18 protein-coding genes are annotated in these 24840 nt (G+C 70.9%); 8 read left to right on the top strand and 10 right to left on the bottom strand.

The genetic code is table 11. The annotated features are described in order from the left end of the window. Positions 1 to 9 precede the first annotated feature (9 nt). The 6 genes from AC07FN_RS12810 to AC07FN_RS12785 form a co-directional block, all read right to left on the bottom strand. Complete coding sequence (locus AC07FN_RS12810; RefSeq protein ID WP_478395757.1) at positions 10 to 1542, bottom strand: acyl-CoA carboxylase subunit beta; 1533 nt, start codon at positions 1540 to 1542, stop codon at positions 10 to 12. 169 nt (positions 1543 to 1711) lie between these two features. Further along, on the bottom strand, positions 1712 to 2569 hold the full coding sequence (locus tag AC07FN_RS12805; RefSeq protein ID WP_478389699.1) for an ABC transporter permease: 858 nt from the start codon (positions 2567 to 2569) through the stop codon (positions 1712 to 1714). Positions 2570 to 2573: 4 nt separating this feature from the next. After that, a complete protein-coding gene (locus tag AC07FN_RS12800) occupies positions 2574 to 3554 on the bottom strand; it encodes an ABC transporter permease (protein ID WP_478395756.1) in 981 nt (326 codons plus the stop codon). Further along, on the bottom strand, positions 3551 to 5059 hold the full coding sequence (locus tag AC07FN_RS12795) for an ABC transporter substrate-binding protein (protein WP_478395755.1): 1509 nt from the start codon (positions 5057 to 5059) through the stop codon (positions 3551 to 3553). The genes AC07FN_RS12800 and AC07FN_RS12795 overlap by 4 nt, the downstream gene beginning before the upstream one ends. Next, positions 5056 to 6039, bottom strand: coding sequence for an ABC transporter ATP-binding protein (locus AC07FN_RS12790; RefSeq protein WP_478395754.1), 984 nt, complete (start codon positions 6037 to 6039; stop codon positions 5056 to 5058). The genes AC07FN_RS12795 and AC07FN_RS12790 overlap by 4 nt, the downstream gene beginning before the upstream one ends. Further along, complete coding sequence (locus AC07FN_RS12785; protein ID WP_478395753.1) at positions 6036 to 7046, bottom strand: ABC transporter ATP-binding protein; 1011 nt, start codon at positions 7044 to 7046, stop codon at positions 6036 to 6038. The genes AC07FN_RS12790 and AC07FN_RS12785 overlap by 4 nt, the downstream gene beginning before the upstream one ends. A 124-nt stretch (positions 7047 to 7170) precedes the next feature. Between AC07FN_RS12785 and AC07FN_RS12780 the strand changes: the two genes are divergently transcribed. Further along, a complete protein-coding gene (locus AC07FN_RS12780; protein ID WP_478395752.1) occupies positions 7171 to 7791 on the top strand; it encodes a TetR/AcrR family transcriptional regulator in 621 nt (206 codons plus the stop codon). Positions 7792 to 7967: 176 nt separating this feature from the next. Here AC07FN_RS12780 and AC07FN_RS12775 read toward each other — a convergent pair whose 3' ends face one another. Further along, positions 7968 to 9602: an FUSC family protein gene (locus AC07FN_RS12775; protein ID WP_478395751.1), complete on the bottom strand. Its 1635-nt coding sequence runs from the start codon at positions 9600 to 9602 to the stop codon at positions 7968 to 7970. A gap of 51 nt (positions 9603 to 9653) precedes the next feature. Here AC07FN_RS12775 and AC07FN_RS12770 point away from each other — a divergent pair, with 51 nt between their 5' ends. The 4 genes from AC07FN_RS12770 to AC07FN_RS12755 all read left to right on the top strand — a co-directional run bounded on the left by AC07FN_RS12770 (position 9654) and on the right by AC07FN_RS12755 (position 18041). Then, positions 9654 to 10136: a MarR family winged helix-turn-helix transcriptional regulator gene (locus AC07FN_RS12770; protein WP_478395863.1), complete on the top strand. Its 483-nt coding sequence runs from the start codon at positions 9654 to 9656 to the stop codon at positions 10134 to 10136. 121 nt (positions 10137 to 10257) lie between these two features. Continuing rightward, positions 10258 to 11571, top strand: coding sequence for a glycosyltransferase family 87 protein (locus AC07FN_RS12765; protein ID WP_478395750.1), 1314 nt, complete (start codon positions 10258 to 10260; stop codon positions 11569 to 11571). Positions 11572 to 12031: 460 nt separating this feature from the next. Next, positions 12032 to 16597 carry a glutamate synthase large subunit gene (gene gltB / locus AC07FN_RS12760; protein ID WP_478395749.1) on the top strand — a complete coding sequence of 1522 codons (4566 nt, stop codon included), beginning with the start codon at positions 12032 to 12034 and terminating at the stop codon, positions 16595 to 16597. Beyond that, complete coding sequence (locus AC07FN_RS12755) at positions 16590 to 18041, top strand: glutamate synthase subunit beta (RefSeq protein WP_478395748.1); 1452 nt, start codon at positions 16590 to 16592, stop codon at positions 18039 to 18041. The genes gltB and AC07FN_RS12755 overlap by 8 nt, the downstream gene beginning before the upstream one ends. Positions 18042 to 18194: 153 nt before the next feature. Here the strand turns inward: AC07FN_RS12755 and AC07FN_RS12750 are convergent, their stop codons facing one another. Further along, complete coding sequence (locus AC07FN_RS12750) at positions 18195 to 19148, bottom strand: SDR family NAD(P)-dependent oxidoreductase (RefSeq protein WP_478395747.1); 954 nt, start codon at positions 19146 to 19148, stop codon at positions 18195 to 18197. Between the two features lie 55 nt (positions 19149 to 19203). Between AC07FN_RS12750 and AC07FN_RS12745 the strand changes: the two genes are divergently transcribed. Beyond that, on the top strand, positions 19204 to 19635 hold the full coding sequence (locus tag AC07FN_RS12745; RefSeq protein WP_132484982.1) for a MerR family transcriptional regulator: 432 nt from the start codon (positions 19204 to 19206) through the stop codon (positions 19633 to 19635). Between the two features lie 250 nt (positions 19636 to 19885). After that, positions 19886 to 20722 (top strand): class I SAM-dependent methyltransferase, encoded by an 837-nt coding sequence (locus tag AC07FN_RS12740; RefSeq protein ID WP_478395746.1) that lies wholly within the window; start codon positions 19886 to 19888, stop codon positions 20720 to 20722. 37 nt (positions 20723 to 20759) lie between these two features. On the opposite strand, the gene AC07FN_RS12735 is transcribed toward AC07FN_RS12740, so the two are convergent. Beyond that, positions 20760 to 22412: an amidohydrolase gene (locus AC07FN_RS12735; protein WP_478395745.1), complete on the bottom strand. Its 1653-nt coding sequence runs from the start codon at positions 22410 to 22412 to the stop codon at positions 20760 to 20762. Between the two features lie 27 nt (positions 22413 to 22439). Beyond that, the gene (locus tag AC07FN_RS12730; protein WP_478395744.1) at positions 22440 to 23768 is read right to left on the bottom strand and encodes an MFS transporter; all 1329 of its coding nucleotides are present in this window, start codon (positions 23766 to 23768) and stop codon (positions 22440 to 22442) included. Positions 23769 to 23925: 157 nt separating this feature from the next. On the opposite strand from AC07FN_RS12730, the gene AC07FN_RS12725 reads away from it, so the two are divergent. After that, positions 23926 to 24825 carry a LysR family transcriptional regulator gene (locus tag AC07FN_RS12725; protein ID WP_478395743.1) on the top strand — a complete coding sequence of 300 codons (900 nt, stop codon included), beginning with the start codon at positions 23926 to 23928 and terminating at the stop codon, positions 24823 to 24825. The last annotated feature ends 15 nt before the right edge of the window (positions 24826 to 24840 follow it).

The raw sequence follows: 24840 nt of genomic DNA, 5'->3' as shown, positions 1-24840 counted from the left end.
ATCATCACGTCACCCCCTGAAGTGCCAGGTCGAAGGGCCTGCTGCGCGTAGCGGTGCGGCCAGTTCGGCGAACTCGCACAGCAGCGGTCTCGTGTCGCGGGGATCGATGATCTCCTCGATGTTGAACGCCTCCGCCGTGCGGAACGGGGATCGGATCGCGTTCATCTTCTCGGTGATCTCGTCCAGCAGCGCCTGCCGGTCCTCGGCGGCGTCCAGGTCGGCCCGGTACGCGGCCTCGACGCCGCCCTCGATGGGCAGGGAGCCCCAGTCCGCCGACGGCCACGCGTAGCGGTAGTGCACCCGCGCGGCGTTGGTGTGCGCGGCGCCCGCGACGCCGAAGACCTTGCGCAGGATCACCGAGGCCCACGGCACCTTCGCCTGGTAGACGGCGTTGAGCGCGCGCACGCCGTAGCGCATGGTGCCCGCCTTCTCCGCCTCCACGCCGATGACGAAGCCGGGCTGGTCCACCAGGTGCACCACCGGCAGGTGGAACGTCTCGGCGAGGTCCACCAGCCACTCGATCTTGCGGCTGGAGTCGGCGGTCATGCCGCCGCCGTAGACCATCGGGTCGCTGGCCAGCACCGCCACCGGCCAGCCGTTCAGCCGCGCCAGGCCGCCGACCGCCGACCGGCCGAAACCCCTGCCCAGTTCCAGGAACGAGCCCTGGTCCACCACGGCGTTGATGATCGGGCGGATGCGGTAGGGGCGGCGCCGGTCGCGGGGGATGGCCTCGATCAGCCAGTCCTCGCGGCGCTCGGTGTCGTCGCCGCACTCCGCGCGCGGCGGCAGCTGGTGCACCGACGGCGGCAGGTAGGACAGGAAGCGGCGGGTGCGGTCGAAGGCCTCCTTCTCGGAGTCGACCACGTCGAACACCACGCCGTTGCGGCCGTGGATGTCGCTGCCGCCCAGCGCCTCCTTGGTGACGGCCTGCCCCAGCCGTGCCACCAGCGGCGGCCCGGCGGCGAAGACCTGCGAGATGCCGCGCACCATCACCGAGTAGTGGCTGGCGGCCACCCGCGCGGCGCCGAGCCCGGCGACCGAACCGAGCGCCAGCGCCACCACCGGGATGGTGCCCAGGTTCGCCGCGACCCACTCCCAGCCCGGGTTGGCCGGGACGTAGGTGCGGCCGATGGTCTCCAGCGAGCGGATCGAACCGCCGCCGCCGGTGCCGTCGACCAGCCGCACCAGCGGGATCTGCAGCTCGTTGGCCAGCTGTTCGGCCATGATCTGCTTCTCCCGGATCGAGGCGTCCGACGCGCCACCGCGCACCGTGAAGTCGTCGCCGCCGACCACTACCGGCCTGGCGTCCAGCCGCCCGCGGCCGAACACGAAGTTCGCGGGCTGGAACGCGCCGTCCGGCTGGAACTTCCCGGCGATGCCGCCGATCTCGTGGAAGCTGCCGGGATCCAGCAGCTCGTCGATGCGTTCCCGGACGGTCAGCTTGCCGTGGTCGTGCTGCCGCTTGACCTTCTCCGGCCCGCCCATGCGCTGCGCGAGCTCCTCGCGCCGCCGCAGTTCGTCGATTTCCGGCTGCCAGGACAATGTCCCTCCAAAGTGGTCACGTGGATCGGTCGGTGGAGGCGTGTCAGAGCGCGGCACGCGGGCCGAGGGGGGCGACGATTTCGCGCGAAATCGCCAACTCGCGAGCGGGCATGAGGACGGGTGGACGGCGTGGTGTCGGGAGCCTTGCGCGACGCATTCGGGTCAGCTCCTAGCGGTTCCGGCGCGGGTCGAGGGCCTGTTGCGCGACGTCGCCGAGGACGTTGAACGCCAGCGCCGTCGCGGCGATCGCGATGCCGGGCACCAGCATCTGCAGCGGTGCCTGGTAGAGGAACGTGTAGGCGCGGGCCAGCATCGAGCCCCAGCTCGGGTCGGGTGGTTGCACGCCGAGGCCGAGGAAGCTCAGGCTGGCCTCGGCGATCAGCGCGTGCGCCAGCAGCAGGCTGGACTGCACGAGCACCGGCTGGATCGAGTTCGGCACCAGGTGCCGCAGCACGAGGTGCCGGCCCCGGCTGCCGAAGCTGCGCGCCGCCTCGACGTAGGTCTCCTCCTTCACTGCGAGGACCTGCGCGCGCATCAGGCGGGCCACCGAAGGCGCGAACACGATGCCGACCGAGATCATCGAGTTGACCAGGCTCGGCCGCAGGGCCGCCGTGATCGCGATCGCGAGGATGATCGCCGGGAACGACAGCAGGGTGTCCACCACGCGCATCACCGCGCTGTCGACGATGCCGCCGAGGTAGCCCGCGGCCAGCCCGAGCGGGATGCCGATCAGCAGCGCCACCCCGACTGCCAGGAAGCTGGCCAGCAGCGACGCCTGCGCTCCGTGGATCAGCCTGCTGAGCACGTCCCGGCCGAGGTCGTCGCTGCCCAGCAGGTAGCCGGGCGTGCCGGCCGGGGCGAGGATGGCGTCGAAGTTCTGCGCGTTGGGCTCGTGCGCGGTCACCACCGGCGCCAGCAGCGCCAGCGCCACCAGCACCACGAGATAGCCGGCGGACGCCAGGCCGCGCCAGTCCCGCACGACCAGCCACAGCCGGTTCTCCCGGCGCGGTGGGGAAAGCGTGGTCATGGCATCACTCCGAGATACGCGGGTCGATGAACCGGTAGGCCACGTCGACCACCAGGTTCGTGAGCAGCACCAGCAGTGCGGTGATCAGCACGACGCCCTGGATCACCGGGTAGTCGCGCTGGGTGGTCGCCTCCACGACGAGCGTGCCGAGGCCGGGAATCGCGAACAGCGTCTCCACCACGACGCTCGCGCCGATCACCCGGCTGACCAGCAGCCCGGTGATCGTCGCCAGCGGCAGCCCGGCGTTCTTCAAGGCGTGCCGCCAGACCATCGTCCGGTGCGACAGGCCTTTCGCCCGGTGGGTGCGCATGAAGTCCGACCGCAGCACCTCGATCAGCGCGCTGCGCAACTGGCGGCACACCTCGGCGGCGCCGACCATGCCGAGCGCGATCGCGGGCAGGACCACGTATTGCAGCGTCTGCGCGGGATTCTCGGTGAGGCCGACGAATCCCGTCGCGGGCAACCACTGCAGCTGGACGGCGAAGACCAGCACCAGCACCATGCCGATCCAGAAGTTCGGCACCGCGATGCCCAGCGTCGCCGCGCCGGTGATGGCGGTGTCGGCGGGCCGCCCCTGCCGCAGCGCGGCGGCCACCCCGAGCGGAACGCCCAGGCCGACGGCCACCAGCAGCGCCGCCGCGCCGAGCGTCAGCGTGGTGGGAAGCCGTTGCCAGATCAGCGATCCCACGCTCTCACCAGTGCTCAGCGAGACGCCGAGATCGCCGGTCATCGCGTGCCGCAGCCAGTCGAGGTACTGCAGCGCGAACGGCTGGTCCAGCCCGAGCTGGGCGCGGATCTCGGCCAGCCGCTCCGGGGTGGCGTGCTCCCCGGCGATGGCCTGCGCGGGGTCGCCGGGGATCAGGTGCAGCAGGCCGAACACCACGAATGTCGCGAGCACCAGGGTCGGGACGGTCATCAGGACCCGCCGGCCGATCATGCGCAGCAGCGCGGTGTCCCGGCCCGGTCGCAAAGCCAGCGCGGTCATCGGTCGATCCTCACGGTGGTGAACTTGGGTTTGCCCAGCAAGTTCGGTTCGAAGCCCTGCACGTGCTCGCGGTAGGCGGCGACCGCGTCCGGGAAGATCAGCGGCACGAAGAGCGACTGGTCGGCCACGATCCGGGCCACCGCGCCCAGCTTCTCCGACCGCTGGGCCAGATCCGCGGTGCCGTTCGCGGCGTTGAGCGCCTCGTCGATGCCGGGCGTGGCGACGTGCCCGGCGTTGTAGTAGCCGCGCTCGGTGAACATCAGCTTGTAGGTCAGGCCCGGGTCCGGCCGCCCGGTCCAGGCCGACAGCAGCGCCGGGTACTTGCGCTCGTTGAAGAACTCGCTGCTGGCCTGGGTCAGCTCGGTGGGGATCAGGTCGATCTGCACGCCCACCTTGCCGAGCTGGTACTTCAGCACCTCGGCCAGCCGCACGTTGACCGGATCCGGGTAGGTGAGCAGCGGGAACCGCAGGCCGTCGGCGTGACCGGCATCGGCGAGCAGCCGCCGGGCCCGGTCGGGGTCGTGCGGGTAGGTGGGCACGGCTGACTTCGGGAACGCCCAGTGGTCCGACGGCAGCGGAGTCCAGCCCGGTTCGCCCTGCCCGAACTGCGTGACCTTCAGGATCTGCTCGCGGTCCAGCGCCAGGTTCAGCGCCTCGCGGACCCGCTGGTCGCGGAACACCGGCGCGCTCAGGTCCAGGTAGATGATCAGCTGGTACAGCTGCGGGCCCGCGGCGACCTTGGTGCCCTTCGCCGCGCTGAGCAGCCCGACGTCCTGCGGCGGCGGGTTGAACACCATGTCCTGCTGGCCGGAGCGCAGCGCGTTCACCGCGGTCGAGCCGTCCTTCATGATCGTGAAGTCGATGCTGTCCAGGTGCGGCAGCCCGCGTTGCCAGTAACCGGAGAAGCGCTCCACCCGCACCAGCTGGCCGTAGCGCCATTCGACGAACTTCCAGGGCCCGGCGCCGACGGGATTGCGTTCGAAGGCGTCCCCCTCGCGCTCGGCGGCGGTGGGGGAGACCAGCATCCCGGCGCGGTCGGCGAGCGTGAGCAGCAGCGAGCTGTCCGGCCTGGCCAGGTTCAGCCGCACCGTCCGCGCGTCGAGCACGTCGACTCCGGTCACGGCGGCCACATCGGACTTGATGTTGGACTCGGGGCCCTTGGCGCGCTCGATGTTGTACTTGACGGCCTGCGCGTCGACCGGCGTGCCGTCGTGGAACCGCACGTCCGGGCGCAGGTGCAGCACCAGCGCGGTCGGGTCGTCCTGGTTCCAGGACTCGGCCAGTCCCGGCGCGGGCTCCAGCGTCTTCGGATCGAACGACACCAGGGTGTCGTACATGGTGTAGAGGATTGCGTGGTCCGATCCGGAGTTGCCGCGCTGCGGGTCCAAAGAGGACGGATTGGACCGCCACGCCACCCGCAGGTGCTGGCCGCTCTCGGCGGCGCCGCTGCCGCACGCGGCCAGTGCCAGCAGCAACACCCAGACCACTGCGGCGATGCGCTTCACGGCTGGCCTCCTTCGACGCCGCGCAGCGGCAGGGATTCGGGGAAGTGGCACGCGGACCAGCGGCCCGGTTCGACCTCCGCCCACTTCGGGACCTCCTCGGCGCACCGCTGCTGCGCGTAGCGGCACCGGGTGCGGAACCGGCAGCCCGACGGCGGGTCCACCGGGCTCGGGATGTCGCCTTCGAGGACGATGCGGTCCCGCTGCTGGGCACCGATCCGCGGCTGCGCCGAGATCAGCGCCTCGGTGTAGGGGTGCAGCGGCCGCTCCACCACCTCGTCCACCGGGCCGAGCTCCATCAGCCGGCCCAGGTACATCACCGCGACCCGGTCGGCGATGTTCGAGACCACCGCCAGGTCGTGGGTGATGAACAGGTAGGACAGCCCGAGGCCGGCCTGCAGCCGGCGCAGCAGGTCGAGGATCTCCGCCTGCAGCGCCACGTCCAGCGCGGACACCGGTTCGTCGCAGACCACCAGCGCCGGATCCAGGACGAGCGCGCGGGCGATGTTGACCCGCTGCTTCTGGCCGCCGGAGAGCTCGTGCGGGTAGCGCTCGCCGTGTTCGGCCGACAGGCCGACCGACTCCAGCGCCGCCAGCGCGCGGGTCCTGCGCTCGGCGCGATTCCCCATGCCCTGCACCACGAGCGGCTCTTCGACGCTGGACGCGATGCGCATCCGCGGGTCCAGCGAAGCGTTCGGGTCCTGGAACACCATCTGCAAGCGGGTCAGCGCCTCGCGCCTGGCCCGGCCGCGCAGCGCCGCCAGGTCCGCGCCCGCGAGGCGCACCTCGCCGCCGCTGGGGCGCACCAGCTGCAGGAGCGCGCGGCTCAGCGTGGACTTACCGGAGCCCGATTCGCCGATCAGGCCCAGCGTTTCGCCCTCGCGCAGCGCGAAGGAAACACCGTCGACGGCGCGCACCCGCTCGCCCTTGCGCTTGGTCGCGAACGACACCGCGAGGTCATCGACCTGAAGCAACTCGCTCACCGGGCGACCCCCGGCAGCGTCAGGTCGGCGGTGCGGCCGCAGCGCACCGTGCGCGCGCCGGCGACCGGCAGCAGCTCGGGCCGGTGGTCCCGGCAGTCGTCGGTGGTGAAGTCGCAGCGCGGGTGGAAGACGCAACCCGGCGGCGGGGCGTCCGGCGGCGGCACCCGGCCGGGGATCGCCTTGAGCTCGGCGTGGCGGGCCTCGATCCGAGGGATCGCCTGCAGCAGCCGTGAGGTGTAGGGGTGCCGGGGCGCGCCGAGCACGTCGGAAACGGGCCCGCTCTCGACCGTTTCGCCCGCGTAGAGGGTGACCATCCGGTCGCAGAGCTCGGCGACGACGCCGAGGTCGTGGGTGATGAACAGGACCGCCGTGCCGTGCTGACGCGTCAGGTCCCGCAGCAGTTCGAGGATCTGCGCCTGGATCGTCACGTCGACGGCGGTGGTGGGTTCGTCGGCGATCAGCAGCCGGGGGCGGCAGATCAGCGCGATCGCGATCATCACGCGCTGCCGCATCCCGCCGGAGAGCTGGTGCGGGTACTCGCCGAAGCGCTGCTCCGGCAACGGGATCCCGACGGCTTCGAGCATCTCGATCGCGGCCCTGCGGGCGGCCCGCTTACCCATGCCGCGATGCGCCAGCAGGCATTCGGTGAGCTGGTGGCCGACGGTGAACACCGGGTCCAGCGCGCTCATCGGTTCCTGGAAGACCATGCCGAGTTCGCTGCCGCGCAGCCGCTGCCGCTCCGGTTGCGAGAGGCGGAGCAGGTCGGTGCCCGCGAAGCGGATCCGGCCGCCGATCACCGCGGGCGGCGTGGGCAGCAGGCCCATCACGGCGAGCGCGGTCAGCGACTTGCCGCTGCCGCTTTCGCCCGCCATGCCGACGATCTCGCCGGCGCCGACGTCGAAGGACACGTCTCGCACGGCGGTGGTGCGGGATTTCCGGCCGAGGAAGGAGATGTTCAGGTGCTCGACTTCCAGCACCCGGTCCGGGGATGTGCGGGGGAGTGTCAACGCTGGCCTCCCGAGGGTGTGTGACGCCGGGCACTCTAAGCCGTGTATAAAACTGACGTCAATATCAGTTTTTCGACGTGCGCTAAGTTGGCGCATCTCTGTACCGAGTCACCAGGAGGTAGCGGTGGCCGTTGAGCGGCTGCAACCGGTAGCCAGCCCGAAGACGCCGAAGGGGCGCGGTTCGAAGGAATCGCTGCTGCGCGCGGCGCGCACGGTGTTCGGCCGGTCGGGCTTCGCGGCGTCGCGCGTCGCCGACATCGCGGCCGAGGCGGGCATGTCCAACGGCGCGTTCTACCGGTACTACACGGACAAGCGCGAAGCGCTGGTCGAGCTGATGACGGAGCTGCTGGACGGCCTCTTCGACCAATCGCGCGCCCGGTGGAACCCGGGAGACGCGATCGAGTCGGTGGTGATCAGCACGGAGCGCTACTTCCGCTACTACGAGGACAACGCCGACCTGTTCGGGGTCCTGCACGAGACGGCGCAGACGGACCCGGAGATCGAAGCGATGCAGGCCGAGGGCCGGCGCAAGTTCCACGACCGCATCACGCGGATGGCACGCAAGGGCATCGAGCGGGGCCTGATCCGCCCGAGCCTCGACCCGGAGCTCAGCGCGGCGTTCCTGGGCGGCATGACGGAGCACTACGCCTACACGCGCTTCGTCCTCCACCGCTACCCGGAACGCGAGGTCCACGAGGTGAGCCGGGAACTGGCGAACTTCTGGGCCCACGGCGCCCTCGCCTGACGCGATCCGGCGGAACCCGCCGCGCGACGCCCCGCGCCGACGCGGTGTCGATCTTGCTCTGCCCGAGGTCCGGGTGCCGGGTCATCCCGCAATTTCCATTGAAATCGAACCTTCGATTTCAATGGAAATTGCGGGCCGTCCGGGCGGGAGCATCGTGGCGTGAGTGGTTTGGGGTGCTATGACGCCCCGAAACGCTCACGGGCCGGAGCCGTCGCCGCGAGGAGTTCGTAGGCAGTGCGCTCGGTGTCGAGGACTTCTTGGGTTCGGGTGTTCCGGTGCCGGGGTTCGCCTTCGGCGACCGCGTAGGCGTTGCGGAGCGCGAAGAGGGAGTGCATCAGCCGGGAGCGGGAATCGTCCACAGTGGTCTCTTGGTCCAAAGCGGCGTTGAGGAGGGCTTCCCGCGCCCGGCGGCACTCGGCGAGGGCCGAGTCGAGGCGGCGGCTGGTCTGGCGGTTGATCAGCAGCAGGCTCACCGCCGCCGCGATCAGCGCGCCGAGCACCGTGGTGCCGATCCGCTCGGCGACCAGGGCGTTGTGCGCCGCCGGATTGCCGAGCGAGCTGAGGCCGAGGGCCAGGGGAGTCACGAACATCAGGCCCAGCGCGTAGTTGGCCTGCACCACCAGTTCGGCGCCCAGCTGGCAGACCACCACCAGGACGAGGATCGCCATCGGACCCGGGTGGAAGCCGAACATCACCAGCGCCAGCAGGGCCCCGGCGATGGTCCCGGTCGTGCGCTGGACGGTCCGGTGCCAGGTGCTCGTCGCGTTCGCCGACTGCAGCACCGCGCTAGCCGACACGATCGCCCAGTACTCGTGCCCGAGCCCGAGCGCGCCGGTGATCAGCCCGGCGAGCAGGCACGCGACGACCATCCGCCCGGCGCCGGGCAGGAACGGCCCGACCCGCCGCAGCCGCTGGGTGGTCCGCAGTTTCAATTGAAACTGCGAACCGCCGGTCCTCGTCTGTGGTTTCAATTGAAACTGCGGTTCCGGGGGCCGGTGTGGTGCGGCCGGGACTCGGCCGCGGTGGATCTTCCGGGAGAGAGCCCGGAGTTCGCCGGCGGCGTCGGCCGGGTGGTGGAGCAGGGTTTCCGCGTGGGCCAGGTGGGTGCGGATGCGGTCGAACGTCCCGCGGTAGGGCTTGCCGCGCAGCGTCGCCGACGCCCGGTGCACCGCGAGGTGCGCGCGGTGGCGGGTGGCGTGGTCCGGGGTTTCGAGGTGGTCCGCGACGGCCGCCAGGGCGCGGCCGGCGGCCACCCGGTGGGGCCCGGTCGGGTGCAGCAGGTTGCCGAGCAGGCTCAGCGCCACCGACAGCGCCGCCGATGCGGCGGTGACCCCGATGTGCAGGCCGACGGTGGACCAGCCGTGCGAGGCGTACGCGGCCGCGCCGGCCGCGAAGACGAACATCAGGCCGCCGGGCGGGCCGAAGTCGAGCACGTCCGACGCCAGCTTCCCCAGCGCCGCGATCGCCGTGAGCACGAGGACCCCGGCCAGCGGGTGGTCCGTGGTGGCGGCGATCATCGTTGCCGCCGCCACGCTCGCGACCAAGCCCAGCGCGATCAGCGACAGCAGGCGCGCCCGGCGTGCCCACGTGTCCACCCGGCAGTACAGCGACGTGAAGGCGCCGAACGCGGCGAAGGGGACGAGGTCGATGCGGTCCAGGGCCACCAGCGCGACTATCGGCGTGGCGAACGACACGCCGATGCGCGCCGCGGGCACCACCACGCCGCCGACCGTCCAGTTGAACCGCAGCGCTTCGCGGGTGCGCAGGGTCCGGCGGAGGCGGGAGAGGGCTGCGCGGGAAAAGACGTTCACTAGTAAAATATTACCAGATGGTTTACTCGTGAAGGAGTTGCGTTGGGCGACGTGGTCGGACGGATCAGCGCGCAATGGCGCGAGCAGCGCCCGGACCTGGACGTGTCCCCGATCGACGTGATCGGCAGGGTGCGGCGGCTGGGTGCGCTGACCAACCAGCTCGACGAGTCCGCGTTCGCCGACTCCGGGCTGTCGCGGGTGGAGTTCGAGGTGCTCAGCGCGCTGCGGCGGGCCGGCGGCGGGCTGCGCCCCAGTCAGCTCACCAGGGAGACGCTGTCCTCCGGCGCGGCCACCACCAAGCGGCTGGCCCGGCTGGAGGCCGAGGGGCTGATCACCCGCACCTCTTCCCGGCGCGACCGGCGGGAGATCGACGTGCGGCTCACCGAGCGCGGGCTGGAGCTGATCGACCGGCTGTTCCCGGCGCAGCTGGAACGCGAACGCGACCTGCTCGCGCCGCTGGCACCCGACGAACGGGAGAAACTGGGCGAGCTGCTCGCCAAGGTGCTGGAATCACTCGACGGAACCGCGCGATGACCCGCTGTTCTGCGGCGAGGCGAGTGCGGGCAGCTGATCTCGTTGGGTTAGAGTTCTTCGGTTCATCACGGGTGTTTCCCGCGACCTGGCGAACTCGGAGTGATCGTTCGATCACGAAGCGGTGGTCGACGTCGGTCGCCTGATCGAGAGGACCCAGTTGGCCACGGTGCAGTTCGAGTCCGGCCGTGCTGTCCTGAACCTCGGCGGCCTGCCGGACCGGCTTCGCGGAATCGTCGTGAACCACTCCCGCGCCGTCATCGCGGTCTCGGTGCCGCTGCTGATCGCGTCGTTCGCGCTGCTGGTGCTGATGCGGCGGGCCGGGCTGGACCAGGGTTCCGGCATCGACTACCAGGTGTACCGCTGGGCGGTGCACACCTGGCTGGCCGGCGGCGACATCATGAACACCGCCCCGACCGTCAGCATCGGCCGGGTGCTGCCCTGGGTCTACCCGCCGTTCGCGCTGCTGCCGCTGCTGCCGTTCGCGCTGCTGCCGTTCGTCGCCGGGCTGGTCGCGCTCTACGTCGTGGACCTACTCGCCATCGGCGCGGCGCTGTACCTGGTCACCCGCCACATGTGGCCGGTGGTCGGCAAGCGCGGCGCGCTCGCGGTGGCGATGGCGCTGCTGCCGTGGACGTTGTTCCTGGAGCCGGTGTACGCCTCGTTCGGGCTGGGCCAGATCAACATCGCGCTGATGGGACTGGTCATCGTCGACTGCCTGGCGCCCAACCCGCGCTGGCCGCGCGGCGTGCTGATCGGCATCGCCGCGGCGATCAAGCTCACGCCCGCCGCCTTCCTCCTGTTCTTCCTGTTCCGCAAGGACTGCCGGGCCGTCGGCGTCGCGGTGGTGACGGCCGTGCTCGGCACGCTGGCGGGCTTCGCGCTGAACTACCGGGCCGCCGTGGAGTACTGGTTCGGCAAGGGCCCGGCGCACGGCGTCAGCGGCTCCGCCTTCCACACCAACCAGTCGATCATGGGCGGGTTGGCCCGGCTGGAACTGACTCCGGTGGCGCAGAACGGGATGTGGCTCGTGCTGGCGCTGGCCTGCACGGCCGTCGTGGCCTACGCGATTCGCCGGACCGAGCCGGCGCTCGCCGTGGTCGCCAACGGCCTGCTCGCTCTGCTGGTGTCGCCCACGTCGTGGTCGGATCACTGGGTCTGGTGCGCGCCGGGGCTGCTGGTGCTGCTCGGCTACGCCGTTCGGCTGCGCAGCCCGGGCTGGCTGCTCGCCGCCGGGGTGACCCTGGCGACCGTTCTCGTCGCGTCGTTCCGGATGCTGCCCACGGGCCCGCCGTGGACGCCGTTGCAGCACGTGTTCGGCAATCCCTATCTGCTGCTCGGATTTGCGCTATTTGCGCTTCTCGGTCGTTTTGCCCGGAATCAACCGCGGCCGACTGCGCCGGAAGAACCACTCGCTGCGGCCGCGTTGCGGAGTTGAGCCGGGCGTCCGGCTCGACAGTGGACGGTCTGCGATGGCGAACTCGTTGCCAATCGGGTGAGTTCGCCTTGCTGCACCCAGGGTATCCGGGCGAACACGGAAAACGCTTGTTCTGAACCGAATCCGAACTCGTAGTCCGGCGATTCGGTGGTGCGCAAGAAGATCGTGAACAATGCCACTCGGGGCGTGGAACAGTCGCGTATGGACATTGTCGTGGTGCAGAATTCCCGAGCCCGCCGGGTTTGCGACAACGGTGTCCCAATGGCTGGGAGCTCCGCAATCTTCGTTTAACTTCGCGTTACTCAGCGGTAGCTTTCCGGTCGCTCGCTATGTAGAGTGCCTCAAACTGACCAAGAGTGCAACGGCGCATCCTTTTGTCAGTGCCCCCAAAGGCTCTTGCGGGATCGCAGTGGGTGAGTCATGCCCTGCTGCGACCTGCGGCCTGACGACGGGAGGTCTGATGCCCCAATCCCACCATGCAAGAAAATTGGCGCAGCGCAGCGCCGCTTCCCAGGGTCTTTACGACCCGGCCAACGAACACGACGCTTGCGGTGTCGCATTCGTCGCCGACCTGCGCGGTCGGCGCAGTCACGACCTGGTGACCAAAGCGCTGACGGCGCTGCGCAACCTGGAGCACCGCGGTGCCAAGGGTGCCGACCCGGACACCGGGGACGGCGTCGGGCTGCTGACCCAGATCCCGGACGAGTTCTTCCGCGCCGTCGTGCCGTTCGACCTGCCCGAACGCGGCGGCTACGCGGTGGGTACCGCATTCCTGCCCGCGGACCCCGGCGAAGCGGCGCGGGCCGCGGCGGACATCGAGCGGATCGTGGCCGAGGAAGGCCTGCGGCTGCTCGGCTGGCGCGAACTCCCGGTGGAGCCCAGCTGCGCCGGCAGTTCGGCGCGCGAGACCATGCCGAGCTTCCGTCAGCTCTACGTCGGCCACGGCGCCGATGCCGCGCACGGCGAGACGGCGCTGGAGTTCGAGCGGCGCGCGTTCTGCGTCCGCAAGCGGGCCGAGCACGAAGCCGACGTGTACTTCCCGAGCCTGTCGGCGCGCACCATCGTCTACAAGGGGATGCTGACCGAAGCGCAGCTCGGCGCGTTCTACCCCGACCTGCACGACGAGCGGTTCGCCAGCGCGATCGGCCTGGTGCACAGCCGCTTCTCCACCAACACGTTCCCGTCCTGGCCGCTGGCGCACCCGTACCGGTTCATCGCGCACAACGGCGAGATCAACACGGTCAAGGGCAACCGCAACTGGATGCGGACCCGCGAGAGCATGCTGGCCACCGATCTGATCCCCGGTGACCTGCAGCGGCTGTTCCCGATCGCGACGCCGGGCGCCAGCGACTCGGCGACCTTCGACGAGGTGCTGGAACTGCTGCACCTGGGCGGCCGGTCGCTGCCGCACGCGGTGCTGATGATGATCCCCGAGGCGTGGGAGAACCACGCCGAGATGGACCCGGCCCGCCGCGCGTTCTACGAGTTCCACAACTACCTGATGGAACCCTGGGACGGCCCCGCGCTGGTGGCGTTCACCGACGGCACCCAGATCGGCGCGGTCCTCGACCGCAACGGGCTGCGGCCCGGGCGCTACTGGGTCACCGAGGACGGGCTCGTGGTGCTGGCCAGCGAGGTCGGCGTGCTGGAGGTCGACGCGGACAAGGTCGTCCGCAAGGGCCGCCTGCAGCCGGGCCGGATGTTCCTCGTCGACACCGGCGAGGGCCGCATCATCGACGACGACGAGATCAAGGGCGAGCTCGCCGCCGAATTCCCGTACCAGGAGTGGCTGGACGAGGGCGTGGTGCACCTGGCGGACCTGCCGGGGCGCGAGCGCGAGCTGCCCTCGCACGACTCGCTGGTGCACCGGCAGCAGGTCTTCGGCTACACGCAGGAAGAGCTGGGCGTCCTGCTCAAGCCGATGGCCACCACCGGTGCCGAGCCGATCGGCTCGATGGGCAACGACGTGCCCTTCGCCGCGTTCTCCGAGCGGCCGCGGCAGCTGTTCGACTACTTCACCCAGCTGTTCGCGCAGGTCACCAACCCGCCGCTGGACGCGATCCGGGAAGAACTGGTCACCTCGCTGAGCACCCACGTCGGGCCCGAGCACAACCTGCTCGACCACGACCCGCGGGCCTGCCACAACCTGGCGCTGCCGTTCCCGGTGCTGGACAACGACGAGCTCGCCAAGATCGTGCACGTCGACGACGACGGCGACCACCCGGGCCTCAAGCCCGCGGTGATCGATGCGACGTTCCGCGTCGCCGGTGGCGGCGAGGCGCTGCGCACGCGCCTCGACGAGATCTGCGACGAGGTCTCGGCCGCGGTGGCGAGCGGGGCGCACGTGCTGGTGCTCTCGGACCGCTCGGCCGACGTCGAGCGCGCGCCGATCCCGTCGCTGCTGACGACCGGCGCCGTGCACCACCACCTGGTGCGCGAGAAGAAGCGCACCCAGGTGGGCCTGATCGTCGAAGCCGGCGACGTCCGGGAAGTGCACCATGTCGCTCTTCTCATCGGTTACGGCGCCGCTGCCGTTAACCCGTATGTGGCGATGGCCACCGTCGAAGATCTGGTGCGCGGTGGCGTGATCAAGGGCGTCGACGCCAAGCAGGCCACCGCGAACCTCATCAAGGCGCTGGGCAAGGGCGTCCGCAAGACCATGTCCAAGATGGGAGTGTCCACTGTGGCCTCCTACACGGGCGCGCAGATCTTCGAGGCCATCGGCCTCGGCGACGAGGTCGTGCGGCAGTGCTTCACCGGCACCACTTCGCGACTCGGCGGCGTCGGGTTCGACGTGCTGGCCGAGGAAGTCGCCGACCGGCACCGGCGGGCGTACCCCGCCGACGACGTCGCGGCGCCGCACCGGACGCTGCAGACCGGCGGCGAGTACCAGTGGCGGCGCGAAGGCGAGCCGCACCTGTTCAACCCGCAGACGGTGTTCAAGCTCCAGCACTCCACGCGCAGCGGCCGCTACGAGGTGTTCAAGGAGTACACCCGGGCCGTCGACGACCAGTCGCAGGAGCTGATGACCCTGCGCGGGCTGTTCAAGTTCCGCGACGGCGTGCGCAAGCCGGTGCCGATCGACGAGGTCGAGCCGGTGTCGTCGATCGTCAAGCGGTTCGCCACCGGCGCCATCTCCTACGGGTCGATCTCGCAGGAGATGCACGAGGTGCTGGCCATCGCGATGAACCGGTTGGGCGGCAAGTCCAACACCGGTGAGGGCGGCGAGGACGCCGATCGGTTCACCCCGGACGCCAACGGCGATTCGCGGCGCTCGGCGATCAAGCAGGTCGCCAGCGGCCGGTTCGGCGTGACCAGCGAGTACCTGGTCAACTCCGACGACATCCAGATCAAGATGGCGCAGGGCGCGAAGCCCGGCGAGGGCGGGCAGCTGCCCGGCCACAAGGTGTACCCGTGGGTGGCCAAGACCCGGCACTCCACGCCGGGCGTGGGCCTCATCTCGCCGCCGCCGCACCACGACATCTACTCGATCGAGGACCTCGCGCAGCTGATCCACGACCTGAAGAACGCCAACCCCAGGGCGCGGATCCACGTCAAGCTGGTGTCCGAGGTCGGCGTCGGCACGGTCGCCGCGGGCGTGTCCAAGGCGCACGCCGACGTGGTGCTGATCTCCGGCCACGACGGCGGGACCGGCGCCTCGCCGCTGTCGTCGATCAAGCACGCCGGCGGCCCCTGGGAGCTCGGGCTGGCCGAGACGCAGCAGACGCTGCTGGCCAACGACCTGCGCGACCGGATCGTGGTGCAGACCGACGGCCAGCTCAAGACCGGGCGCGACGTGGTGATCGCGGCCCTGCTCGGGGCCGAGGAGTACGGGTTCGCCACGGCGCCGCTGGTGGTCTCCGGCTGCATCATGATGCGGGTCTGCCACCTCGACACCTGCCCGGTGGGCGTGGCGACGCAGAACCCGCAGCTGCGCGAGAAGTTCACCGGCAAGGCCGAATACGTGGTGAACTTCTTCGAGTTCATCGCGCAGGAGGTGCGGGAATACCTGGCGGAGCTGGGATTCCGGTCGCTGGCCGAGGCGATCGGGCATGCCGACCTGATCGACACCTCCGATGCCGTGCGGCACTGGAAGACCCAGGGCCTCGACCTCACGCCGATCACGCACGTGCCGGAACTGCCGCGCGGCGCTGCGCGGCACCAGACCACCGAGCAGGACCACGGTCTGGAGAAGGCGCTGGACAACACGCTGATCCAGCTGTGCGAAGGGGCGCTGAAGGAAGGCAACCCGGTGCGGCTGGACATGCCGGTGCGCAACGTCAACCGCACGGTCGGCACCATGCTCGGCTCGGAGCTGACGCGGCGGTGGGGCGGTGAGGGCCTGCCGGACGACACCATCGACGTGACGTTCAGCGGCTCGGCCGGGCAGTCCTTCGGCGCGTTCGTGCCGCGCGGCATCACCCTGCGGTTGCTGGGCGACGCCAACGACTACGTCGGGAAGGGCTTGTCCGGTGGGCGGATCGTCGTTCGCCCGGACGCGTCCGCGCCGTTCGCGGCCGAGCAGAACATCATCGCGGGCAACGTGCTGCTCTACGGCGCGACCAGCGGTGAGCTGTTCGTGCGCGGCGTCGTCGGCGAGCGGTTCTGCGTGCGCAACTCCGGCGCCGTGGCCGTCGTCGAAGGCGTCGGCGACCACGGTTGCGAGTACATGACCGGTGGTCGCGTGGTGATCCTCGGCGAGACGGGGCGCAACTTCGCGGCCGGCATGTCCGGCGGCGTCGCGTACCTGCTGGACCTGGACGCCAGGCGGATCAACCCCGAGATGGTCGACCTGGACCCGCTGGACGACGCCGACCGCGAGTTCCTGCACGACCGGGTCCGGCGGCACTACGAGCAGACCGAGTCGGCGGTGGCGCGCGAGCTGCTGGCCGACTGGGACGCCGCCGTCGAGCGCTTCGGCAAGGTCATGCCGAGGGACTTCAAGCGGGTGCTCGCGGCCCGGACCGCCGCCGAACGCGACGGGCGCGACGTCAACGAGGCGATCATGGAGGCCGCACATGGCTGATCCCAAGGGATTCATGACGACGCCGCGGGAAACGCCGCGGCGTCGCCCGGTGGACGTGCGCATCAAGGACTGGCGCGAGGTCTACCTGGAGTTCGAACAGCCCAAGCTGCAGAAGCAGGCCGGCCGCTGCATGGACTGCGGGATCCCGTTCTGCCACCAGGGTTGCCCGCTGGGCAACCTGATCCCGGAGTGGAACGACCTGGTGTGGCGGGACGACTGGCAGGAGGCCGCGGAGCGGCTGCACGCCACGAACAACTTCCCGGAGTTCACCGGGACGTTGTGCCCCGCGCCGTGCGAGGCGGCCTGCGTGGTCGGCATCAACTCCGACCCGGTCAGCATCAAGCAGGTCGAGATCACCATCATCGACAAGGCGTGGGAAGCCGGTCACGTCCGCCCGCAGCTGCCCCGTGCGGGCACGGGCAAGAACGTCGCCGTGGTCGGCTCCGGGCCCGCCGGGCTCGCCGCGGCGCAGCAGCTGACCCGCGTGGGCCACAGCGTCGTGGTCTACGAGCGGGCGGACCGCATCGGCGGGCTGCTGCGCTACGGCATCCCGGAATTCAAGATGGAGAAGCAGCGGCTGGACCGGCGGCTGGGCCAGATGCGGGCCGAGGGCACCGAGTTCCGCACCGGCGTGAACGTCGGCGTGGACGTGACGGTCGAGCAGCTGCGCGACGACTTCGACGCGGTGGTCCTCGCGGGCGGTGCGACGCAGGCGCGCGATCTGCCGGCGCCGGGACGCGAGCTGGACGGCGTGCACCAGGCGATGGAGTACCTGCCGCTGGCCAACAAGGTGCAGGAGGGCGACCTCGCGCGCTCGCCGATCCACGCCGAGGGCAAGCACGTGGTCGTCATCGGCGGCGGTGACACGGGCGCGGACTGCGTCGGCACGGCGCACCGGCAGGGCGCGGCTTCGGTGACGCAGCTGGAGATCATGCCGATGCCGCCGGAGTCGCGTTCCGAGGCGCACCCGTGGCCGACCTACCCGATGATCTACCGGGTGTCGTCGGCGCACGAGGAGGGCGGCGAGCGCCTGTACTCGGTCAACACCCAGGAGTTCGTGGGCGACGACCAGGGCCGCGTGCGGGCGCTGCGGCTGGTGGAGGTGCGGCGCACCGACACCGGCTTCGAGCCGGTCGAGGGCACGGAGCGGGAGCTGCCCGCGCAGCTGGTGCTGCTCGCGATGGGCTTCGTCGGCCCGGAGCGAGCGGGTCTGCTGGAGGATCTCGGCGTATCACTGGACGCCCGCGGCAACGTCGCCCGGGACGAGAACTTCATGTCCAGTGTGGACGGAGTGTTCTCGGCGGGGGACATGGGCCGCGGCCAGTCCCTGATCGTCTGGGCGATCGCCGAGGGCCGCTCCGCGGCGGCGGGAGTCGACCGCTACCTGGCGGGTCGCAAGATCCTGCCGTCGCCGATCGCTCCCACCGATCGTCCGATGGTGTGATCGAAAGCTGTTCGCCGTGAGGCGAGGGGCGCCCCTGACCGAGCCGGCCAGGGGCGCCCTTCGCTTCTCGCGGAGCGCGCCGGAGCGATCGGGGGTCGTGAGCGGTTTGGACCGCCATAGCAGTCCGAAACGCTCACGACCTCGGCTGCCGCGTCAGGCGAAGGCGTCGACGCCGGTGAGCTCGGCGGAGAGCGCCCACAGCCGGGCTGCCTGGTCCGGGTCGGTCACGTAGTCGCGCACGCCGGTCCAGCCTTCGGTGCTGTCGGTGGGTTCGGCGATGTCGCAGTCCTCGCAGTAGGCGCCGCCCATCCCGGCCAGCCGCGGGGAGGTCGCCGCCCAGACCTGCGTCGCCGCGCCCTGCTCCGGCGTCTTGAAGTCGCTGTTCACCAGGTTGCCCGCCGCGTCGATCCAGCCCGCCGCGACCATCTCCTCCTTGGGCAGGTGGCGCACCAGCGGCGTGAGGATGGCGCCGGGGTGCAGCGAGAACGCCCGCACGCCGCGATCCCGGCCGAGCGCGTCGAGGTGGGTGGCGAACAGCGCGTTCGCGGTCTTCGACTGGCCGTAGGCCAGGAACCTGTCGTAGCCGCGCTCGAAGTGCGGGTCGTCCCACCGGATCCCGGAGAACTGGTGGCCCGCCGAGGACACCGAGACGACGCGCGCACCCGGCGCGATCGCCGGCCACAGCAGGTTGATCAGCGCGAAGTGGCCGAGGTGGTTCACCGCGAACTGCATCTCCCAGCCCGGACCGACCCGGGTCTCCGGGCAGGCCATGGTCCCGGCGCTGTTGATGACCAGGTCGATGCGGCGGCCGGCGGCGAGGAACCGGTCGGCGAAGCCGCGGACGCTGTCCAGGTCGGCGAGGTCCAGCCCGGCCACCTCGACATCCCCGAGGGCTTCCCGCGCCTCGGCCACCCGACGGGCGGGGACGACGACGTGCGCCCCGGCGTCGGTGAGCGCGCGGGTGGTCGCCAGGCCGATGCCGGAGTAGCCGCCCGTGACGATCGCGAGCTTGCCGGTGAGGTCGATCCCGCGCAGGACTTCGGCGGCGGTGCTGCGGGCGCCGAACCCGGATCCGATCTTGCCCTGCGGTGTTGCGGTTGCTGTCATGCGGCGGACGCTATGAGCTAGAGGCCGCTCTAGGTCAAATCGGTAGGCTCGCGGCATGACCCACAGCGCCTCGGAGCTCAGCATCGGACAGGTCGTGGAACGCACCGGGCTGAGCGTGCACGCCCTGCGCTTCTACGAACGCGAGGGCCTGCTGATCGGCCCGGTGCGGCGCAATTCCAGCGGCCGCCGCGTCTACCGCCGGCTGGATGTCGAGTGGCTGGTCAACTGCACCAAGTTCCGCGCCTCCGGGATGCCGCTGGCCACCATCCGGCACTTCGCCGAGCTGGTCCGCAGCGGACCCGGCAACGAGGACGAGCGGCTCGCGCTGCTGCGCGAGCACCAGCGGCAGGTCGTCGACCGGATCAACGAGCTCACCGACTGCCTCGCCCTGATCGACCACAAGGTCGCGGTCTACGAGGAGCACGTGTCCAACGGCACCGCGAGCGGCCTCTGGAACCTGCCGGAATCCGCCGATCAGGCGGGCTGACGCGGACTTCGCGGTGCTGGAGTGTGCGGGCGGTGGCACTTTTTGTTGTCGCCCGACAACAAAACGCCGGTACGGGAGTACATATTGGATCGTGAACCGAACTCCCGTCTGACGCGGTGGATTTGCGCCGCCGGAGGCGGTGTGCGCCGGAAAGCAAGCACGTTCACCGATCTGGACGAAGCCTTGGCCCGAAGGTGTTGCAGATGATCAACGGGCCTCGGGAACCCGGGCGCGCTGCCAGAATCGGGGCATGTCGCAGTCCCGGGGAAACAGGACGCCGTTCGACGAGATCTACGACCAGCCCGACCCCCGCGCCTACTTCCGCAGCCTCGGCCGGTACGGCTACCGGACGCCGCACCACGCCCAACCGGTGTTCCGCCGCCTCCTGGCGGAACGGGCGAAGTCCGGTCGGGTGACGGTGCTGGACCTGTGCTGCTCCTACGGCATCAACGCCGCGCTGCTCAACCACGACCTGACCTTCGACGACCTCCACGCCCACTACGCCTCGCCAGACGTGGCCGAGCTGCGGACCGCCGAACTGATCGAGCGCGACAAGGACTTTTACGCCGCTCGCCGCCGCGCGGACGCAGTCCCGGTGGTGGGCCTGGACATCGCCGCGCCCGCGATCGACTACGCGGTGGCCGCCGGCCTGCTCGACGCCGGTTTCACCGAGAACCTGGAGACCTCGTCCGCGTCTCCGGCGTTCTTGCGGACCGCCGCTCCGGCGAACCTGATCACCGTGACCGGCGGCGTCAGCTTCCTCTCCGCTCGGACCTTCCACCAACTGCTGCACGCGGCGGCCGAACCGGTGTGGGTGGCCGCGTTCGTCCTGCGCACCGGAACCTACCGGCCGATCGCCGACGCCCTCGCCGAACACGGGCTCGTCACCGAGGTCGACGCCGACCGCACCTTCGTGCAACGCCGGTTCACCGACCCGGAAGAGCAGCACTACGCCATCGCGGCCGTCGAGGCCATCGGAGCCGACCCCGGCGGGAAGGAGACTGGGGGCAGCTACCACGCCGCACTGCACCTGTCCCGCCCGCCGCAGCACCTGACCACGCCTTACGGCCGCATCATCGCGCCATGAACCGCCGCCGCAGGGTTGTGCGGCGGCGGCGCTGCGTTCAGGCGGTCTTCAACGCTCCGGTGTTGTGGGCGATCCGTCCGCCGACCACCGTCGCGCCCACCGTGAGCTCGCCGATGCGTTCCGGCGCCACGCCCAGCAGGTCGTCGCTGAGGACGGTGAAGTCGGCGAGCATGCCCCGGGCGAGGGTGCCCTTGACGTGATCCTCGTGGACGGCGTGGGCCGAGCCGATCGTGTAGGCGCGCAGGGCCTCGTGCGCCGTCACGGCCTCGTCCGGGCCGATCGGCGCGCCCGAGGCGGTTCGCCGGTTCACCATGTCGTGGATGCTCAGCAGCGGGTCGGGGGCGACCACCGGCGCATCCGTGGAACCCGGCAGCACCACGCCCGCGTCCAGGAACGAGCGCATCCGGTAGGCGAGCCGTCCCCGCTCGGGTCCGAGGGCCGCCAGCATGCCGTCGCCGATCTCCGACAGGAACCGGCCCTGCGGCACCGGGATCAGGCCGAGCTCGGCGATCCGGGCGACCTGCTCGGCGCTCGTCACCGCCGCGTGCTCGATCCGGTGCCGCACATCCGTGCGCGGGTGCAGCCGCTGCGCCTCCGCGTAGGAGTCGAGGACGACGTCGAGGGCGGCGTCGCCGATGGCGTGCGTGGCGACCTGCCAGCCGCAGCGGTGCGCCTCGACGATGTAGCGGCGGATCTGCTCCCGCTCGTACTGCAGCAGCCCGCTGTTGCCGGGGGAGTCGTGGTAGTCGCAGCACATCGCCGCGGACCGGCCGATCAGCGAACCGTCGGAGAGGATCTTCGTCGGCCCGATGCGCAGCCACTCGTCGCCGAACCCGGTGCGCAGGCCGAGGTCGAGGCCGTACCAGGTGTTGCCCGGCTCCAGCGCGCCGCAGTCGTGCAGCGCGGTGATGTAGGGCATGACCGTCATCCGGACGCCGAGCAGCCCCCGTTCCCGCGCGCGCATGTAGGCATCCAGGTCGGCGGGGCCGTTGCCGATGCCGTCGACGACGCCGATGCCCGGCTCCGTCGCGCTGGTCAGCCCGATCGCGAGCGCGGCCTCCGAGGCGGCGGCGATGTTGGCGACCCACTCCTCGGACGGCTCCGGCCGGAGCACGTGCTCGACCAGCTGCATCGCGGTCTCCTGGAGCAGCCCCACCGCGCGCCCGCCCGCGTCGCGCACGACGTGGCCGCCCGGCATGTCGGGCACGTCCGCGAGATCGGTGAACCCGGCCCGCTTGAACGCCTCCGTGTTGGCCACGGCCATGTGGTGCGAGGTGTGCATCAGCCACACCGGGCGACCCTGCGCGGCCCGGTCGAGCGCTTCGGCGGTCGGGTGGGCGCCGATCTTGTTCTGGTCGTAGCCCGAGCCCGTCACCCACGCGTCGGCCGGCAGCGTCGCCGCCCGCTCGGCCACCGCCCGGTAGAGCGCGTCGAGGCTCGGCGCGGCCTCGTAGGAGACGTCCAGTTCGCGCAGGCCCTTGCCGACCAGGCTGAGGTGGTGGTGCGCGTCGTTGAAGCCCGGCACGGCGTGCGCGCCGCCGAGGTCGACCACCACGTCGGACGCGCAGCCCGCCGCCTCGTCGTCGAGCGCGGCGATCCGGCCGCCCAGGACGCCGACGGTGTGGGCCGCCGGACGGTCCGGGTCGAGGGTGGTGAACCGTCCATTGTGGAAGATCGCGTCGAGGCGCACGATTGGTCAACTCCTTCTCTGGATGGGTCAGGCGATGGCTGGCGCGGGCTGTTCCTGGGCCGCTCGCCGCGCGCCGAAGCGGGCGAGACCGGCGACGCTCGCGGTCGTGATCAGCAGCAGGGCCACGTAGAACCCGGCCACCGGCCAGAAGGAACCGCCGCTGGAGGTCAGCAGGGCCTGGGCCGCGAACGGCGTCGTGCCGCCGATGAGCGTCGAGCAGAGCTGGTAGGCCAGCGAGATCCCGGTGTAGCGGATCCGGGAGGGGAAGGCGCGGGCGAGGAAGCCGGCCAGCACGGCGTAGTACCCGGAGCCGCTGACGATGGCGAGCGCGATGCCGGCGAAGACCAGCAGCGGCCGCGCGGTGTTGATCAGCAGGAACATCGGGACGGCGACGACGGCGTTGACCAGCAGCGAGCACACCATGAACCGGGCCTCGCCGACCCGCTCGGAGATCAGCGCGGCGATCGGCTGCCACGCGAACTGCACCACCGAGATCGCGAGCAGGACGTACAGCATCGTCTGCCGGTTCATGTGCAGTTCGTTGGTGGTCCAGGAGAGCACGAACGTGTTGGTGAAGTAGCCGGTCGAGATGCCCATGATCGAGGCGCCGATGCCGAGCAGCACGGTCCGCCAGGCGGTGCGCAGCACCTCGGCGACCGGCAGCCGCACCACGTCGCCGCTGGACTTGACCCGTTCGAACTCGCCGGACTCCTCGACCTTCAGGCGGATCAGCAGGCCGACCACGACGAGGACCCCGGACAGCAGGAACGGCACGCGCCAGCCCCACGCGAGGAAGGCGGCGTCGTCCAGGGTGCCCGCGGCCAGGAAGACCAGCGTGGCCAGGATCGCCCCGGCCGGGGAGCCCTGCTGCACCAGCATCGCGAAGAAGGAGGCCCGGCCCTTCGGCGCGCTCTCGGAGGCCATCAGGACCGCACCGCCCCACTCGCCGCCGACGGCGATGCCCTGGACGGCGCGCAGCAGCGCCAGCAGGAACGGGGCGGCGACGCCGATCTGCGCGTGGGTGGGCAGCACGCCGATCAGGAACGTGGCGACGCCCATCAGCAGCAGCGTGGTGACCAGCGTGCCCTTGCGGCCCATGCGGTCGCCGAAGTGCCCGAAGATGATGCCGCCCAGCGGCCGGGTGAGGAAGCCGACCCAGAAGGTCGCGAAGGAGGCGAGCACGCCCGCGGTGGGCGAGACCTCGGGGAAGAACAGCTTCCCGAAGACCAGCGCGGACGCCGTTCCGTAGATGTAGAAGTCGTACCACTCGATGGTGGTGCCGACGAACGAGGCGAGACCCGCGCGGCGTGCTTGGCTGGAGGCGCGGGCAACCCCGGCGGGGCGTGGGACGTTCATGGGGTCTCCGGCGGTAGCGGAGCCTTCGGTGCGGGTTCGCGCCGGAGGAGCCGGGTGGTGTTGGACAGCCCATAGTTTGAGTTCGGCCACCGATGTCGTCTAATACTTGATTGCTAGCAATCTGATGCCTCGGAGGCATCGTCGAAGGGAGGGCGACGTGGAGCTGCGGGTGCTGCGCTACTTCCTCGCCGTCGCCGACTCCGAGTCGGTCACGGCTGCGGCCCGCATGGTGCACGTCGCGCAGCCGTCCCTGTCCCGCCAGCTGAGCGCCCTGGAGCGGGACCTCGGGGTATCGCTGTTCACACGCCGCCCCGGATCGCTGACGCTCAACGCCGCCGGCCGCCGCTTCCGCCCGGTCGCCCAGGACCTGGTGCGCCGCGCCGAGCAGGCCGCCGAGACGATGGCCGCCATGGGCGAGGGGGAGGAGGCGGCGCTCACCGTGGTCGCCGCACCCGCCACGGTCGCGTCCCTGCTGGCCCCGTTCATGGCGGGCGGCGGCGCGGCGGGGCCCACGCTCCGCGACGCGATCCAGGAGGAGCCGAGCCGGGTCTTCGAGACGCTGATGCGCAGCGACGCCGACATCGGGATCTCGACGTTCCCGGCCCCGGCCTCGCTGGAGTCGGCGTTCCTGGGCCGCACCCCGGTGCTGGCCCAGGTCCCCGCCGAGCACCCGCTGGGCGGGCGCACCACGATCGACCTCGCCGAGCTGGTCGCCGAGCCGCTGATCGTGATGACCCGGTCGAACGTGGCCCGGCTGGTCGTCGACGAAGCCATCAGCCGGGAGGGCCTGACGCCGGCCGGTGTCGTCGAGACCGGCTCCTCGGCCTTCGCCCAGGCCCTCGCCGCGGCGGGCCGGGGGATCTGCCTGGTCACCGACGAGGCCCGGTTCGGCCTGCGGGACCTGATCGTGCGCACCGGCGAAGGCCCGCTGACGGTGCCCCTCCACGCGGGCTGGGACGCCGCGCACTACGCGCTGCCTTCCATCCACGCCCTGGTCGACGGCTTGCGCGTCTACTGCGTGGAGCGCACGCGGCGGTTCCCGGGACTGCGGCCCTGAGTCCAGCGTCCCTTG

The organism is Saccharopolyspora sp. NPDC045941 (genome assembly GCF_056431445.1).
This window is presented reverse-complemented; position numbering and strand designations above follow the sequence as displayed.

Excerpts from the sequence above, each read along its gene's own strand:
- AC07FN_RS12805 (WP_478389699.1), bottom strand. The coding sequence starts at position 2,569 with ATGACCACGCTTTCCCCACCGCGCCGGGAGAACCGGCTGTGGCTGGTC.
- AC07FN_RS12800 (WP_478395756.1), bottom strand. The coding sequence starts at position 3,554 with ATGACCGCGCTGGCTTTGCGACCGGGCCGGGACACCGCGCTGCTGCGC.
- gltB (WP_478395749.1), top strand. The coding sequence starts at position 12,032 with ATGCCCCAATCCCACCATGCAAGAAAATTGGCGCAGCGCAGCGCCGCT.
- AC07FN_RS12755 (WP_478395748.1), top strand. The coding sequence starts at position 16,590 with ATGGCTGATCCCAAGGGATTCATGACGACGCCGCGGGAAACGCCGCGG.
- AC07FN_RS12750 (WP_478395747.1), bottom strand. The coding sequence starts at position 19,148 with ATGACAGCAACCGCAACACCGCAGGGCAAGATCGGATCCGGGTTCGGC.
- AC07FN_RS12745 (WP_132484982.1), top strand. The coding sequence starts at position 19,204 with ATGACCCACAGCGCCTCGGAGCTCAGCATCGGACAGGTCGTGGAACGC.
- AC07FN_RS12740 (WP_478395746.1), top strand. The coding sequence starts at position 19,886 with ATGTCGCAGTCCCGGGGAAACAGGACGCCGTTCGACGAGATCTACGAC.
- AC07FN_RS12730 (WP_478395744.1), bottom strand. The coding sequence starts at position 23,768 with ATGAACGTCCCACGCCCCGCCGGGGTTGCCCGCGCCTCCAGCCAAGCA.